Source organism: Campylobacter concisus (assembly GCF_003048875.2).
Lineage (GTDB): Bacteria > Campylobacterota > Campylobacteria > Campylobacterales > Campylobacteraceae > Campylobacter_A > Campylobacter_A concisus_AU.
Genome location: NZ_CP049264.1, coordinates 1,153,429 through 1,167,702, shown reverse-complemented (window position 1 = coordinate 1,167,702; position 14,274 = coordinate 1,153,429). Strand labels below are relative to the sequence as shown.

Here is a 14,274-nt window from a genome sequence, read left to right as displayed (position 1 = left end):
TAAATTTACTCCCTAAAAATATCAAATTCTGGCTCGTAAGCCTTAGTTTTTACCCCAAAATATCCAAGAACTGAGCTAAAGATAAAATCATGCGAAAGACTTTCGTCTTTTCTAGTTTTTAGCCTTTTTAAAAGCTCACTATCGCTTGAAAAGATGATGGCTGGGATGTGCTTTTGCTCATCTGGAGCGATAGAGTAAGGCAGGCCGTGTAAATATATGCCATTTTCACCTAGGCTCTCTCCGTGATCTGAGAAAAAGAACATGGCAACCTCAAATTTATCTTTTCTTGCTTCAAGGGCATTTATCAGCTCGCTTTGTAGATAGTCCTCATATAAAATGGTGTTGTCATAGGTGTTTGCTATCTCATCTGGCGTGCATTTGTTTAGCTCGGCAGTGTCGCATGTTGGGGTAAATTCTTTAAATTTGCTTGGGTAGCCTTTGTAGTAGATAGGGCCATGTGAGCCTTGCAAATGTAGCACGATAAAGCTAGTGGAATTTGCATCTTTTATGACCTTTTTTGCCTCATCAAATATCACTTCATCAAAGCCAGCTGCTCTGTGCTCTGAGGTGTGGTTTTGATCAAGATTGTCGCAAACGCCCTTGCAACCGCCACTATTGTTGCCAAAAAAGTATGTTTTTATGCCAAGTTTGTTGATGATATCAACTAAATTTTCACGAGCTTTGGCTTTGCGGTTGCTAAAATTTTCTCGCTTTAAGTCTGAAAATAGGCAAGGCACGCTAGTTTCTGTCGCGGTTCCGCATGAGTAGAAATTTGTAAAACTTACCACATCTTTTTGTTTGGTAAATTTGTTTGTATCGTTTTTAGTGTAGCCATTTAGCGAGTAGTTTTTGCTCCTTTGTGTCTCGCCAACTATCAAAACTAAAATTTTCTTTTTATCGTTAGTAAGCGTTGCGTCATCTGCCACGTAGGTAAAAGGGAGCGGTTTTTGAAGCAAAATTTGAGCTAATTTTATGGCAGAATATACTGGATAAGACGGAAGTAAGACTGTTTTTAAGTAAATGTGTTCTCTAAAAAATGGTATGAAAATTTTTGAAGTTAGTGAAAAAATAATAGCGATAGTAACGATCGAAAAAGCGATAATCTTTAATCTAATTTTTAGACTATTTTTAAAGCTACTATAATTGATTTTTACGAAAACAACATAAATGCATGGCAAAATAGTTGCAAATACAAACCACAATACTAAATTTATGCTTAAATAGCTAAAAGCTTCTTTATTATCAGTATGAAGGACGTTTAGTAGCATCTCTTTGTTTATGATAACGCCGTAATTTGACATAAAATAAGAACAAATCGAGCTAACAATAATTATAAAAATAGCAAAGGGTTTTAATAAATAAGGCAGAAATACAATGCAAAATACGCTTGCAAAAAGTGATGCAAGAAATATGCACATAATTGTGAAAAATAAGGTAGAAAAAGAAAGCGAGTTTGTTTCTAAAAATCCTAAAAAAACGCCTTTATATAAAAATATATGATTTACAAAAAGCATATATATTATAAATAAAGTTAAAAATTTAAAAAAACTTACTTCTCTAAATTTATTGATATTAATCATTTAAAGATTCCTTTCACTTAAAGCATTTTTTAAAAATTTAAATTTTTAAACTAAAGCTATTTTTTCTTTTTCTTGCTTTTTAGCTTCTTGCTTTTTGACTTCTTTTCAGGCTCAGCCTTTTTTGCCTTTTGGCTATCTTTTACACTAAGTTTTTCTTTGACCTTTTGCATGTCGTTAAAGCCGATGCCTTGAACCTTCTCAAGCTCCTCGACACTTGTAAATTTATGAGCTTTTCTATACTTTATGACGTTTAGTGCCTGGCTTTTGTTTAGCCCAAGGCTCATTAGCTCGCTCTTGCTAGCTGTGTTTAGATCAGCGCCATACGCAAGGCTTGCAAGCGCTAGACAAAGTAAAATTTTTAATCTTTTCATCTTATCTCCTAAAATAATAATCCATCGTTTTCTTGATCTTGAATGATGTCGTTTGTTGGCGTATTTTGCGGCAACGGCGAGTCGTTTGTGTAGTACTCATCAGCGCCGTTGTAGTATCCTTTATAGACGCCATCAGGCTGCTCAAACGCACGTCTTAGGGTAGGGTAGAGCTTGATGTAGCCCTCCATAAATTTCTTAAAGACAGGCGCAGCTGTCCTGCTGCCGCCCTCGACCTTTTTCATAGGGCTGTTATCGTCGTTTCCGTACCAGATGATGGCCTCGATATCAGGCGAGTAGCCGCAAAACCAAGCATCGATGCTGTTGTTTGATGTGCCAGTTTTGCCAGCGATCTGGATGCCATTTACCTTTGCGTTGCGTCCGGTGCCGTTATTTACGACATTTTGAAGCAAGGTTGTCATCAAAAATGCCTGCTCAGGTTTTAGCACCTGCTTCTTTTGTGGCTCATAGTCCATAGACGCGCCAAAGCTATTTTCTATATGCTTAATGAGCGTAGGCTCGACCACTTCGCCATCGTTTGGAAACATCGAGTAAAATTTTGCAAAGTCAAGTGGTGAAATTCCAAAGCTTCCAAGTGCGATTGATAAATTTTCAGGGATATCGTTAAAGCCCATATCCGTAAGCTGTTTGCGAACTGAGCTAAGACCAAGATCGTTTAGTAAATTTATGGTTGCGAGGTTGCGAGACTGGGTTAAGGCTGATTTTATCGTGATGTAGCCCTGAAAGCCGCCGCTATAGTTTTTTGGCGTCCATTCTTTGCCATTACCCATGTCAAATGTCCTAGCGATGTCAGCTACTTGAGAGACGACTGAGTAGCCACTATCAAGGGCTATTTGATAGATAAATGGCTTAATGCTTGATCCTGGCTGACGCTTACTCTGGGTGGCGCGGTTGTAGCTACTTTTTGCGTAGTCGATGCCGCCAATTAGAGCTAAAATTTGTCCGCTTTGTGGATGAGTGACGACGATAGCGCCATTTAGCATCTCTGGATTTGCCTTTTTATCTCTTTTTAAAATTTCATTGTAGCCATAGACTAAAGCGTCTTGAGCGATCTTTTGCACGTTTAGATCGACTGTGCTTTGTATCTTGTAGCCGCCAGTTTTTATATCGTCAAATTTCTTTGAAGCCTCTTTTATGATCTCATCGACCACGTAAGGGGCTTTGTTGCGTGTGAGCGTATCGTCAAAGACTGCTGGCTCTTCAAGTACGCCCTTGCGGTACTCATCCTCATTTATCCAGCCGATGCTATACATCCTTTCAAGCACCCTGTTTGCGCGGCTAAGTGAGAGGTCAAGGTGCTTTGTAGGGTCATAGGTGCTTGGCGCTTTTGGCATGCCAACTAGCATCGCTATCTCTTTTATACTTAGCTCATTTAGCTCTTTTCTAAAGTACCCCTCTGCAGCTGTTTTGATGCCGTAGTAGCCATGCCCGAAATATACGTGATTTAGGTATCTTTCGATGATGTCCTCTTTGCTAAGCTCGCTTTCAAGCTTCATGGCAAGCACAACCTCTTTTATCTTTCTTGTAAATTTCTTCTCGCGGCTTAGGGCTAGGTTTTTTATGAGCTGCTGAGTTAGCGTAGATGCGCCCTCGACTAGTTTTCTAGCTTTGATATCCTTTATCGCTGCTCTTGCCATGGCTTCTACGTTGATACCGCCGTGCTCAAAGTAGCTCGTATCCTCGATAGCTACGAGCGCTTCGATGACACGTGGCGGGATGTCGTTATATTTTACATAAATTCTATTTTCTTCAAAGATATTTGCGATAAGCTCGTTGTTTCTATCAAAAATTTGTGTCGCAAGCTTTGGCTTGTAGTCGATGATGGTATAAGCGTCAAATCTCACCTGCGAATAAAAGTATAAAAATGCTCCGCCAAGTGCGATGGCAACTACAAAGATAAATGCCAAGATATATTTCATAAAAATGCCTTTAATATTTTTAAATTTAGCCCCATTGCCGTGCTTGTCTCGCCGTGCTGGGAGATGATGTATTTTTTATTAAAATTTTCTATCGTCATGGCTCCAGCTTTGCCTCGCCACTCGCCACTTTCTAGGTAGCTTTTTAGATCTTGCTCGCTAAATTTAGCAAATTTATATGTGGTCTTGCTTACATTTATAAGCTCAAATTCGCCTAAAAATATCATCGCCGTATAGACGCTACACTTATTGTCACTTTGTAAATTTAACATAGCAAGTGCTTCGTTTTCATCCTTTGCCTTGCCTAAAATTTTATCCCCACAAGCCACGCAGCTATCTGCAAAGAGTAAATTTGTAAGCTTGCCATTTGCCTTTAAAAACTGCTCTTTTTTGGCTTTTACGACGTTTTGGACGTAAATTTCAGGTTTTAGCTCTTTTGCTATCATGCTCTCATCAAAGCTGCAAGAAATTTGTTTAAATTCTATCCCAGCATTTTTTAGTAAATTTGCCCTTGTTGGCGAGCTAGAAGCAAGAGTGATCATCAAAAGCCCCTATAGCTCACGCCAAGATAGACAGCCGCAAGCGAAGCTAGTAAATTTAGTGGCGTGAAGTAGTAGATGATGACGATTAGGCTCTCGTTTAGCTCGATCATCTCGTGCGATCTTAGAGTTTTTAAAGCCTTTTTGTATCTATAAAAGATGTAGCTTAAATTCAAGAGTAAAAATAGCTCTATCGCCCATTTTGTCGCTATTATTGCACTTGCCATCGGATTTTGCATTTTGCCATCATCAAAGTAAAAGATTATTATTAAGCTAGTTAGTGCGATGCCAAGAACTAGCGCAAAGATGGCTAGTCCAAAGCGTCTTATGATGTGAAGCAAGATGTGATAGCGCTCTTTATCTTCAAATTTATTTTTTATAAAATAGCTTCCAGCAAGCACCAAACCAGCTTGTAGCCCTATAAAAAGAGCTACGAAGCTAATGTGCAAGAAGATGATTAGTTGATCAAATTTAAAAAAAGCGATCTCTTGATGAATCATTTTTCTAAAGCTTGCCTTGCATACTCAAGTGAGCTTTTTATGGCGTCTTCGATAGCTAGAGCATTTTTGCCACCAGCTGTTGCAAAGTCGTCTTTGCCGCCACCATTGCCGCCAAGAATTTGCGCTGCAAATTTAACCCAAGCGCCAGCTTTTAGTGGAGCATTTTTTACGCCAGCTGCAAGAGAAATTTTACCCTCTTCATCTGTTTGGATTAGCAAGATAGCAGCCTTTTCATGCCCATTTTTAAACTCATCTATCAAAGTTTTTATATCGCCACCATCGATGTGTGCCACACAAAGTTTAGTTTCATTTACATTTATAAAGGCTAGCTCCCCAGAGCTTTTAGCGTTTTTTAGCTTATCTTTTAAGCCCTTTATCTCGCCTTTTAGTTTCTTAACGGCATTTAGTGGCTCTGTGCTTTTTAGCTCATCTTTTAGCTCTTCAAGCTCAGCTCTAAACGACCTTGCTAAATTTAGCGCAGCCCTTGAGCAAACAGCCTCTATACGCCTAACGCCAGCGCTTACGCCACTCTCTTTTGTGATGAAAAACGATCCGATCTCATCTATATTTTTCACGTGTGTGCCACCGCAAAGCTCTTTGCTGACATCGCCAAAGCTCACAACTCTTACTTTGTCGGCATATTTTTCGTTAAATAGTGCAATCGCTCCGCTTTTTTTAGCCTCTTCAAGCTCCATAACCTGTGTTTTTGCATTTGCGCCGTTTAAGATCCACTCATTTACAAGGTTTTCGACCTTTGAAATTTCTTCGCTAGTAAGCGCCTTTGGATGAGAGAAGTCAAATCTTAGCCTATCTGCTTCGACATTTGAGCCAGCTTGAGCGATATGTGTGCCAAGCACGCTTCTAAGGGCTGCGTGAAGCAAGTGTGTGGCGCTGTGATGTCGCGCAGTCTGGGCTCTATCACTGCCCACTTCAAGCTCAACTTCGTCGCCAACTTTTAGCGCCGCGCTAGTTTTTACTAAAGATAAATTTAGCCCATGAAATTTCTCAGTATCAAGCACATTTGCTTTGCCTACTATCTTACCGCTGTCGCCGCACTGACCGCCGCTTTGAGCGTAAAATGGAGTGACGTCAAACATCACCCAGCCCTCTTTGCCAGCATCTAAGCTATCAACGTTTTTAAATTCTTCATCAAGCAGGGCTAGAATTTTACTTTTACTCTTAAGCTCTTCGTAGCCTACAAATTTATTCTCGCCAAATTTCTCAAGTAGCTCTTTAAAATCGCCCTTCGCACTCTTGTCGCCACTGCCTTTCCAAGCAGCTTTCGCGCGTGCTTTTTGCTCGCTCATAAGCTCATCAAACCTTGCCTCATCGACTTTTAAGCCCTTTTCTCTAAGCATATCAGCTGTTAGATCAAGCGGGAAGCCAAATGTGTCATAGAGCTTAAACGCAGCCTCTCCGCTAAAAATCTCTTTTGTATTTTTAAGCTCACTCTCAAATAGTTCCAAGCCACTAGCGATTGTCGCTAAAAATCTCTCTTCTTCAAGCTTGATCTGCTCTTTTACAGCCGCTTTTTTATCGTTTAGATAGGTGTAGTGCTCTCCCATGAGCTCGCAAACTTTATCGACAAGCTTATACATAAATGGCTTTTTTATGCCTAGTAAATATCCATGGCGGATCGCACGGCGTAAGATGCGGCGAAGCACGTAGCCACGGCCTTCTTTATCAAATGTCGTGCCTTGAGCTAGCAAAAATGTGACTGAGCGGATGTGATCGCTTATGACGCGGTAGCTAGCGCCACTTTCATAGACGTATGGCTTGCCACAAAGCTTTGCTACTTCATTGATGAGTGGCATAAAAAGTGTGCTGTCGTAGTTGCTAAATTTGCCTTGCAAGATAGCAGTAACGCGCTCAAGTCCCATACCTGTATCGATGCTTGGCTTTGGTAGTGGGCTTAGCTTGCCGTCTGCACTTCTTTCATACTGCATGAAAACAAGGTTCCAGATCTCTAAAAATCTATCGCCATCGCCGCCCATGTAATCTTCAGGTGTGTTAAAGTGCTCAGCGCCTTGATCGTAAAAAATTTCACTGCAAGGGCCGCATGGTCCAGTATCGCCCATCTGCCAGAAGTTATCGTGGTCGCCAAAGCGGTAAATTCTCTCTTTTGCGATGTGAGTACTCCAAATTTCAAACGCCTCATCGTCGCTTTCATGAACGGTTACATAAAGCTTATCTTTTGGTAGTTTTAGCACCTCTGTGACAAATTCCCAAGCGTAAGAGATCGCCTCTTTTTTGAAATATTCGCCAAAGCTAAAGTTGCCTAGCATCTCAAAAAATGTGTGGTGACGCGCTGTGTAGCCGACGTTATCAAGGTCGTTGTGCTTACCTCCAGCTCTTATGCAGGTTTGACAGCTAGTGCGGATAGGTGGCGTTGGGCGTGGCACTTCGCCTGTGAAGATGCTCTTAAATGGCACCATGCCTGCGTTTGTAAAAAGTAGTGTTGCATCGTTTGGCACGAGTGGTGCAGAAGCTACGACTTCGTGACCTTTTGATTTAAAAAAATCAAGATATGCCTTTCTTATATCTAAATTTTGCATTTTTATCCTCGTTAGTTTTAAAATTTTGCTTGATTTTAGCCAAAATTCGTTTGCGAAATTCTAAAAAGAGAAAAAATAGTGATATTTTGAAAACTATCTCTTGTTTTATCTATTTAAAAGCGATTTGTAAATAAAATAATTAAAAATTTCTAAAGTTTTAAAGGGTGAATGTGAAGCTAAAAATCGGCATTATCGGCTATTGCAGCACAGGTAAAAAACATTATTTAGAGCTTAGACGCTCAAACGAGTTTGAAATTTGTGGCATTTTTGACAAAGACAATGTTGATGAGTTTTGCAGAGCTGATTTTTATACTGATTTTAAAGAATTTATAGAGGTTGCCCAGCCTCAAGCAGTCGTGCTTTGCTCGCCAAGAGAGGAGATGGTTGAGGCATTTTGCCAGTGTGCAAAATACTGCCAAAACATCCTCATCTCACGTCCAGTTTTTAAAAGTATCGCAGATCTTAAAGAGATAAAATATGCCGCTAAAACAAATAAAACTAGGGTTTGCACGGGAATTTCTGAGCGTTTTAATCCAACTATCTTGTCACTTAAAAAGGCACTTTTAAAAGAAGAGGAAATTTATAGCATTTCAATCGCTCATTTTAAGCCACTTTGCGATGGAAACATCATAAATGAGCTCTCAGTTTCAGACATCGACCTAGCAAAAAATATCATAAATTCAGAAGTTAGCGACTTTTACTACACTCAAACAAACAAGACAAATGCCAAAAGTGCCGACAACGTGGCGATCAGCTTTAAGAGTAAAAATCAAATTCTAGTGCATATCACTGACTCATTTTGTGGCTCATTAGAGCGCTTTAAGATAGAGGTAAATGCCAAAAATGGCGTCTATTTTGGCGATCTCATCGATCATAAGCTTCATCAAGTGAGCGAAAATGGACAGATGAATTTAAAGATAGATACTAATAATAGCGAGCTAAAAGCGCAATACGAGGCCTTTTACGATCTTTGCCAAAGTGGCGAAAGCAGCGAGCTTTCAAACATCGATGATGCGATAAAGATAAGAGAACTATTTTGATGAAAAAAGCTCTTTTGCTTTTAAATATGGGCGGCGCAAACAGCCTTGATGATGTCGAAATTTTTTTAACAAATATGTTTAATGACCCATATATCTTGGGTATAAAAAATAAATTTTTAAGAAAATTTGTAGCTTTCATGATCACAAAAGGTAGGCTAAAAACTGCGAAACACAACTACGAGCAAATAGGCGGAAAGTCGCCACTTTGCGAGCTCACTGCTAAGCTTTGTGAGAAAATTTCAAGCTTGCAAAGTGAATTTGACGCGGTTGATTTTGCGATGAACTACACTTCGCCATTCGTAAAAGATGTGCTTAAAAAGTATGAAAAATTTGATGAGATAGTGCTTTTGCCACTCTATCCTCATCACTCGCAAACTACGATAACTTCGAGTTTAGCTGATTTTAAAAAGGCAAAAGAGGAGCTTAATTTTAAAGCTAAAATTTTACTTTGTGAGCCATTTTATGATGATGACGCTTACAATAAGATCATTATCTTTCACATCCGCGAAGCGGTAAAAGATACCGATATAAGCGATATTAGCCTCATCTTTTCAGCGCACTCTTTGCCTCGCAAGATCATAGAAAAGGGCGATATCTACGAAAAACACATAAACGAACATGTGCAAATTTTAGGCAAAATGCTAAAAGAGCATGGGCTAAATTTTAAAGATGTGAGCCTTGCTTATCAGTCACGTCTTGGCCCAGTTAAATGGCTAGAACCATCACTAAACGAGGCTTTGGCAAAGTACGAAAATAAAAAAGCGCTTATCTATCCGCTCTCTTTTTGTATAGACAACTCTGAGACCATTTTTGAGCTAGTTATCGAGTATGCTAAGCTTGCTAAAGAGCTAAATTTCAGCTTTTACAAAGTCGTTTCTTGTCCAAATTTTAGCGATGAATTTGCTAGTTTTATCCTAGAAAAGTCAAAAAACGCTAGAGAATTTAGCCTTTAGGAATAAATCTTGCTTATAAAAAGCATCTCAAATTTAAAAGGAGATGTATGAAGGTTCAAAATAACGATATTATCGATTATTTGTTGCAGTCAGGCTCAGGCAAAGCCAAAGATAAAAAAAATAGTTTTGATGAAATTTTAAGTCTAACGCTTGATAAGATCACAAGCGAGGCAAAGGTTTCAGACAAGCTTGAGCAGTTTAAGAAAAGGCTTACAGAAATTGGCGCTGCTGGCTTTATAAATGAGCTAAATTCAAACAAGATAGAAGAGAAAATAGCTCAGAAAAAAGAGGAGCTAACTGAGCTTTTAAGCATAAATGATCCGACCAAAACGCAGGATCAAAAAAATGAGTTGCTTAAAATAATGGATAAAATTTTAAGTGACTACCGCAAAGAGCTAAATATGGCACTTACTAGCCAAACACTGCTTGAGAAGCAAAATAGCCTTGGCAAAAATACAAATAATTCTGTAAATTTAAGCTCTGTCTTAAATGAACTTGGACTTGCATAAATTCTGGATTTAGGCCACTTGCCTAGATCCAAATTTCTTCTTTAAACTCTAAATTTGAAATTTAATATTTATATCTTAGAAGTTAAATTTAATCTAACGCTGGTTTTTGCTTTACTTTATCATTTTTAAGCTTATCTTTTTTAGCTTCAAACTCAGCTATGACATTAGGATCTGGAAACAAATAACCATCTTCAACCATTAGATCAACGGCCTTTTTAAATGTCGGCAACGCACTTTGCGCACCAAAGTAGTAGTAAGGCTTTTTAGGATCTCTAGCCAAAACGCCTATGGTGTAGCTGTTGCCCCTCGTGTCATTTACGAAGCCAAAAAACGAGCCGTTATAGGTGTTGCTATATCCGCCTTTGCCAGAAGCGATGTGTGCGGTGCCAGTTTTACCGCCTATCTCAAGACCTGGCGTAAATGCCTTTAAGCCAGTACCTTTTTCAACTGTTTTTATCAAAATTCTCTTCATTATCTTTGCGGTCTCTTGCGAAATGACCTGAGCTGGCTCTGCTTTTGGCAGATCGTAGCGCTTGCCGTTTCGCTCAAGATATGCCACCATGTGCGGCGTCACCTCGATGCCTTTGTTGTTAAAGGTGTTATAAGCTTTTAAAAGCTGCATAAATGTCGCTTGAAGACCGTATCCGTAGCTAACTGTAGCTTTATAGGTCGATGAGTTTAGCTTTGTAACCGTTGGCATCATACCCACTTGCTCGTATGGCAGGTCGATGCCAGTCTTTCTTGAAAAGCCAAAATTTAAAAGCCCTTGATAAATTTGTGGGCCATTTAGTCTATCTACTAGCTGGATCATACCGATGTTTGAGCTGTGCACGATGATGTCTTCAGCACTCATAAAAGGCTCTGGGTGGGTGTCCTTGATGATCCTTTTGCCTAGCTGATAGCGGCCGTTGTAGGTATTTACAAGCTCAAAAGGATTTACCTTTTTTTCTTGAAGTAGTATGGAGAAGATAAATGGCTTAAAAACCGATCCAACCTCGTATGCATACTCGCTTGCGCTTGAATTTAGCGCGCTGTAATCTTGTTTTCTTATGTTTGAAGGATCATACCTTGAGCTAGAAGCTAGGGCTAGAATTTCGCCATTTTTGCTATTCATTATGCAGATGATTAGCTCTTTTGCGTCTAAAAATTCACGTTTTTCATCTAAAATTTGCTCTAGCTTGGTTTGAAATTTAAGCGGTATAGAGAGCACTGCGTTGTAGCCATCGACTCTTGTTGCTAAATTTGAATCACTTGTTAAAATTATATTGTTGCCGATATCGCGTGGGCCAAGGATTTTGGCGTTTTGTATCGGAGCTAGGTAGTCCTCGTAGTATCTCTCAAGTCCTTTTACGCCTTTGCTTTTAGTAAGTGCGTCGCTCTCTGTTTTGCTCACGTAGCCAATAGCTGGCGTTAAAGCATCCTTTGACATAAATTTACGGTTTTGACCGCTCTCCATCACGCGCATACCTTGAAATGAGGCAAGCCCAGTTTTTGGATCAAGGTATGAGATCAAAATGCCCTTACGGTTTAGCTTTCTAGAGAGCTCTTGAAGGTAGGTAGCGCCCTTTGCGTCGATGCTGTAAGAGAGCGTGACAAGGCCTTTTGTGCCGTTTATGATCTTTCTTACTTTGTTTGGATCGTCGCCGCTGTAAAGCGAGTAGAGCTTGATAAACATCTCTTTTTTGTTTGGATCGATGTTTCTGGTGTCAAGCATCACTTTGTAGAGTTTTTGGCTTGATGAGATGCTAAAGCCGTCTTTTGTGACGATATTACCTCGGATTGCGGTATTTACGTCGCTTGTTTGAAGCTTAGGAAGCTTTCGCTCGATGCTTGCTCTATAAAATATAACGAGCACAAAGATTGAAATTCCAAAAGTAATTAATAAAAAAAGTATGGTTATTTTTGATTTTCTGGAATTCATTCAATGGCTTAAATTTGCGTTCTTGAAATTTCTTTGTATGCGCTTAGCGCTTTGTTGCGAATTTCTAGCATAAGCTTCATGCTAGTCTCTGCTTTGCCTATGGCGATAGCTGCTTGGTGCAAGTCTTTTACCTCGCCAGTTGCGAGATCAGCTATGGCTTTATCGGCGTTTATTTGAACTTTGTTTAGCTCTTTTAAAGAGTCGTTTAGTGCGTTTTCAAAGCCGCCTTCTTCGCCCGCTTTTGCTATTTTGCTTGAATTTTCGTTTTTGTTTAACTTATCTAAATTTATACTATTGATCATTATGCTTGTCCTGAAATGAGTGATATCGCACTTTGTGCTATTGTCTTTGCGTTTTGAAATGACGCTACATTTGCTTGATAGGCTCTTGTCGCCTCAAGCAAGTCAGCCATCTCGATGACTGGGTTTATATTTGGAAATGCGACGTAGCCATTTGCATTTGCGTCTGGGTGGCTTGGGTCGTATTTTAGCTGAAAGTCCTTATCATCGCGCACCACCTTATCTACGATCACGCTAGTTAGGGTAGGGTGAGCGTTTTTAGGTGAGCTTGGATCATCGAGCGGATTTTCGTAATCAAGCAAACTTTGTGAGTTTTTAAGCTGATCGTTTAAAATTTTATCAAAGTTCATCTCTTTAAAGATGACCTCTTGTCTTCTGTAAGGGCCGCCCTCAGCCGTTCTTGTGGTTTGAGCGTTTGCTATGTTTGAGCTGATGACGTTCATCCTGAAGCGTTGCGCACTTAGTCCGTATCCGCTAATATCAAAATCATTTAAGTATGACATCATCTCTCCTAGTTCTTAGCACTTGCGTCTATTACGCTTTTAAAGATATTTCCCTGAGCTTTGTAGGCACTATCAAGGGCGTTTATCATAACTGTATTTTTGCCCATTTCTGTTGTCTCAACATCAAGATCGACTGTGTTTGCATCGTTTCTAGCCATGTGACCATCGCGCAAGAAAAATTGAGCTGTATCGCTTTTTGGAAAATCAACCGCAGCCATGTGCGCTTCGTTTGTCTTAGCTAAATTTAGTTTTTTGCTCTCTGAAACGTTGTAAATTTCATTTGCTTTTTCTCTTAAAACATCTTCAAATCTTACATCTCTAGCCTTGTAAAATGGCGTATCAACATTTGCAAGGTTGCCAGAGATGAGCTTTTGGCGTAGCTCTCTGCCTGCAAGGGCTGATTCGACGAGTGGGCTAGATTTTGATCTATCTAAAACAAACATTTAAAGTCCTTCTAAAATTTCACACATTTATAAGCAAATGATGTTCCAAATGTAAGGCAAATTTATTTTGTTTCATAGATTTTTGCCAAATCTTCTTTCATTTTTGTGACTTTTATGCCGCCAAGATAGTATTTAACTCCGTATTGTCCGCTATCTACGTCTGTTAAAATTTGATATTCGCCGTTTTTTATCACCACTTTAAAAGGTAGTGCGATTTCGTGTTTGTATTCGATGTCTCTTACGATCTGCTCGGCAAGCCTGTCATTTATCTTTTGATCGTTTGTTATGAAGTAGTAGGCGTTAAATTTTTGCATAAATTCATGCAAAACATACTCATTTGTGACATTTTCAAAGTGAGTTAGCCCAATTAGCGTAAATTTATCTTTGTTTTCAAGCTGATATTTTGTAAGCTCGGCTGCCTCTTTTTGACAAGGTGGGCAAAATGTGCCAAAAATGTCGATCATCAAAACTTTATTTTCATCATTTTTGATAGCAAAGCCGTGATCTTTTCTAACTAAAGTAAGCTCCTTGCCGCTCACATCTACAAGTTTGACCTCTTCATTTGGGCTAAATTCTTTAAAATTTGCACTGCTGCTTTCTTCTTCACCACAACCAAAAAAAGCAAATAAAGCGATTATTAAAACAAGTAAATTCTTCATCTTATCCCTTAAACATATCTTTTAATGGCAGCTCTTGCCTCTTTGTCTGCCTCGCGTCTTTTTAAAGTCTCGCGCTTGTCGTGTAAATTTTTACCTTTTGCAAGGGCTAGCCTTGCTTTTACGATGTTTTTATCACTTAGATAAAGTGCCAAAACAACCAAAGTAAGCCCATCTTGTGAGACTTGACCGAAAATTTTATCGATCTGCTTTCTGTGCATCAAAAGTTTTCTGGCTGCTCGCTCGTTTGGACGAAATGCGCTGTGTGTAGTCTCAAGATAGCTGATATGGGCGTTTAGTAAGAAAAGCTCGCCCTTTATAACGCGCACAAAGCTATCTTTTAAATTTGCTCTGCCAGCCCTTAGAGCCTTGACCTCGCTGCCTTTTAAAACGATGCCAGCTTCAAAGGTCTCAAGTATGCTAAAGTCGTGCAAAGCTTTTTTGTTTTTTGCTAGATCTTTTATCAAAATT

At 39.4% G+C, this 14,274-nt stretch carries 15 protein-coding genes; 3 read left to right on the top strand and 12 right to left on the bottom strand.

Annotation, left to right across the window (positions count from 1 at the left end; all coding sequences use genetic code 11):
* Positions 1-5: 5 nt before the first annotated feature.
* The 6 genes from CVT07_RS05855 to alaS are packed head-to-tail and all read right to left on the bottom strand — an operon-like array spanning position 6 to position 7,479.
* Positions 6-1,580, bottom strand: a complete 1,575-nt coding sequence (locus tag CVT07_RS05855; protein WP_107935846.1) for a phosphoethanolamine transferase — start codon at positions 1,578-1,580, stop codon at positions 6-8.
* A 56-nt stretch (positions 1,581-1,636) separates the two neighbouring features.
* On the bottom strand, positions 1,637-1,951 hold the full coding sequence (locus tag CVT07_RS05850; RefSeq protein WP_103590580.1) for a helix-hairpin-helix domain-containing protein: 315 nt from the start codon (positions 1,949-1,951) through the stop codon (positions 1,637-1,639).
* Positions 1,952-1,959: 8 nt separating this feature from the next.
* Positions 1,960-3,888 carry a transglycosylase domain-containing protein gene (locus tag CVT07_RS05845; RefSeq protein ID WP_107797266.1) on the bottom strand — a complete coding sequence of 643 codons (1,929 nt, stop codon included), beginning with the start codon at positions 3,886-3,888 and terminating at the stop codon, positions 1,960-1,962.
* Positions 3,885-4,427 (bottom strand): septum formation inhibitor Maf, encoded by a 543-nt coding sequence (gene maf / locus CVT07_RS05840; RefSeq protein ID WP_107935848.1) that lies wholly within the window; start codon positions 4,425-4,427, stop codon positions 3,885-3,887. The genes CVT07_RS05845 and maf overlap by 4 nt, the downstream gene beginning before the upstream one ends.
* Positions 4,427-4,924: a 3-isopropylmalate dehydratase gene (locus CVT07_RS05835; protein ID WP_103573022.1), complete on the bottom strand. Its 498-nt coding sequence runs from the start codon at positions 4,922-4,924 to the stop codon at positions 4,427-4,429. The genes maf and CVT07_RS05835 overlap by 1 nt, the downstream gene beginning before the upstream one ends.
* Positions 4,921-7,479, bottom strand: a complete 2,559-nt coding sequence (alaS, locus tag CVT07_RS05830) for an alanine--tRNA ligase (RefSeq protein ID WP_107935850.1) — start codon at positions 7,477-7,479, stop codon at positions 4,921-4,923. Before alaS ends, CVT07_RS05835 begins: the two co-directional genes overlap by 4 nt.
* 170 nt (positions 7,480-7,649) lie before the next feature.
* On the opposite strand from alaS, the gene CVT07_RS05825 reads away from it, so the two are divergent.
* From CVT07_RS05825 to CVT07_RS05815, 3 genes are read left to right on the top strand one after another with little or no spacing between them, the layout of a single operon-like run.
* Entirely contained in the window at positions 7,650-8,519 is an 870-nt protein-coding gene (locus CVT07_RS05825; protein WP_009294081.1) for a Gfo/Idh/MocA family protein, read from the top strand.
* On the top strand, positions 8,519-9,472 hold the full coding sequence (gene hemH / locus CVT07_RS05820) for a ferrochelatase (protein WP_107935852.1): 954 nt from the start codon (positions 8,519-8,521) through the stop codon (positions 9,470-9,472). Before CVT07_RS05825 ends, hemH begins: the two co-directional genes overlap by 1 nt.
* A 47-nt stretch (positions 9,473-9,519) precedes the next feature.
* Positions 9,520-9,981 carry a response regulator gene (locus CVT07_RS05815; protein WP_103558542.1) on the top strand — a complete coding sequence of 154 codons (462 nt, stop codon included), beginning with the start codon at positions 9,520-9,522 and terminating at the stop codon, positions 9,979-9,981.
* 88 nt (positions 9,982-10,069) lie between these two features.
* Here CVT07_RS05815 and CVT07_RS05810 read toward each other — a convergent pair whose 3' ends face one another.
* From CVT07_RS05810 to smpB, 6 genes are all read right to left on the bottom strand, one after another.
* Positions 10,070-11,902: a peptidoglycan D,D-transpeptidase FtsI family protein gene (locus CVT07_RS05810; RefSeq protein ID WP_107914966.1), complete on the bottom strand. Its 1,833-nt coding sequence runs from the start codon at positions 11,900-11,902 to the stop codon at positions 10,070-10,072.
* 8 nt (positions 11,903-11,910) lie between these two features.
* Positions 11,911-12,204 (bottom strand): flagellar hook-basal body complex protein FliE, encoded by a 294-nt coding sequence (gene fliE, locus CVT07_RS05805; RefSeq protein ID WP_021089607.1) that lies wholly within the window; start codon positions 12,202-12,204, stop codon positions 11,911-11,913.
* Positions 12,204-12,704, bottom strand: a complete 501-nt coding sequence (flgC, locus tag CVT07_RS05800; RefSeq protein WP_103607663.1) for a flagellar basal body rod protein FlgC — start codon at positions 12,702-12,704, stop codon at positions 12,204-12,206. Before flgC ends, fliE begins: the two co-directional genes overlap by 1 nt.
* Before the next feature lie 8 nt (positions 12,705-12,712).
* Positions 12,713-13,147 (bottom strand): flagellar basal body rod protein FlgB, encoded by a 435-nt coding sequence (flgB, locus tag CVT07_RS05795; protein WP_107935854.1) that lies wholly within the window; start codon positions 13,145-13,147, stop codon positions 12,713-12,715.
* A 62-nt stretch (positions 13,148-13,209) separates the two neighbouring features.
* The gene (locus CVT07_RS05790) at positions 13,210-13,806 is read right to left on the bottom strand and encodes a thioredoxin (protein WP_103607748.1); all 597 of its coding nucleotides are present in this window, start codon (positions 13,804-13,806) and stop codon (positions 13,210-13,212) included.
* Between the two features lie 8 nt (positions 13,807-13,814).
* Complete coding sequence (gene smpB, locus CVT07_RS05785) at positions 13,815-14,267, bottom strand: SsrA-binding protein SmpB (protein ID WP_035142320.1); 453 nt, start codon at positions 14,265-14,267, stop codon at positions 13,815-13,817.
* Between the last annotated feature and the right edge of the window lie 7 nt (positions 14,268-14,274).

What these genes read in the sequence shown, in the direction of transcription:
- fliE (WP_021089607.1), bottom strand. Translation starts at nt 12,204, where the DNA reads ATGATCAATAGTATAAATTTAGATAAGTTAAACAAAAACGAAAATTCA.
- CVT07_RS05845 (WP_107797266.1), bottom strand. Translation starts at nt 3,888, where the DNA reads ATGAAATATATCTTGGCATTTATCTTTGTAGTTGCCATCGCACTTGGC.
- flgB (WP_107935854.1), bottom strand. Translation starts at nt 13,147, where the DNA reads ATGTTTGTTTTAGATAGATCAAAATCTAGCCCACTCGTCGAATCAGCC.
- CVT07_RS05835 (WP_103573022.1), bottom strand. Translation starts at nt 4,924, where the DNA reads ATGATTCATCAAGAGATCGCTTTTTTTAAATTTGATCAACTAATCATC.
- CVT07_RS05810 (WP_107914966.1), bottom strand. Translation starts at nt 11,902, where the DNA reads ATGAATTCCAGAAAATCAAAAATAACCATACTTTTTTTATTAATTACT.
- hemH (WP_107935852.1), top strand. Translation starts at nt 8,519, where the DNA reads ATGAAAAAAGCTCTTTTGCTTTTAAATATGGGCGGCGCAAACAGCCTT.
- CVT07_RS05850 (WP_103590580.1), bottom strand. Translation starts at nt 1,951, where the DNA reads ATGAAAAGATTAAAAATTTTACTTTGTCTAGCGCTTGCAAGCCTTGCG.
- CVT07_RS05855 (WP_107935846.1), bottom strand. Translation starts at nt 1,580, where the DNA reads ATGATTAATATCAATAAATTTAGAGAAGTAAGTTTTTTTAAATTTTTA.
- maf (WP_107935848.1), bottom strand. Translation starts at nt 4,427, where the DNA reads ATGATCACTCTTGCTTCTAGCTCGCCAACAAGGGCAAATTTACTAAAA.
- CVT07_RS05815 (WP_103558542.1), top strand. Translation starts at nt 9,520, where the DNA reads ATGAAGGTTCAAAATAACGATATTATCGATTATTTGTTGCAGTCAGGC.
- flgC (WP_103607663.1), bottom strand. Translation starts at nt 12,704, where the DNA reads ATGTCATACTTAAATGATTTTGATATTAGCGGATACGGACTAAGTGCG.
- alaS (WP_107935850.1), bottom strand. Translation starts at nt 7,479, where the DNA reads ATGCAAAATTTAGATATAAGAAAGGCATATCTTGATTTTTTTAAATCA.
- CVT07_RS05790 (WP_103607748.1), bottom strand. Translation starts at nt 13,806, where the DNA reads ATGAAGAATTTACTTGTTTTAATAATCGCTTTATTTGCTTTTTTTGGT.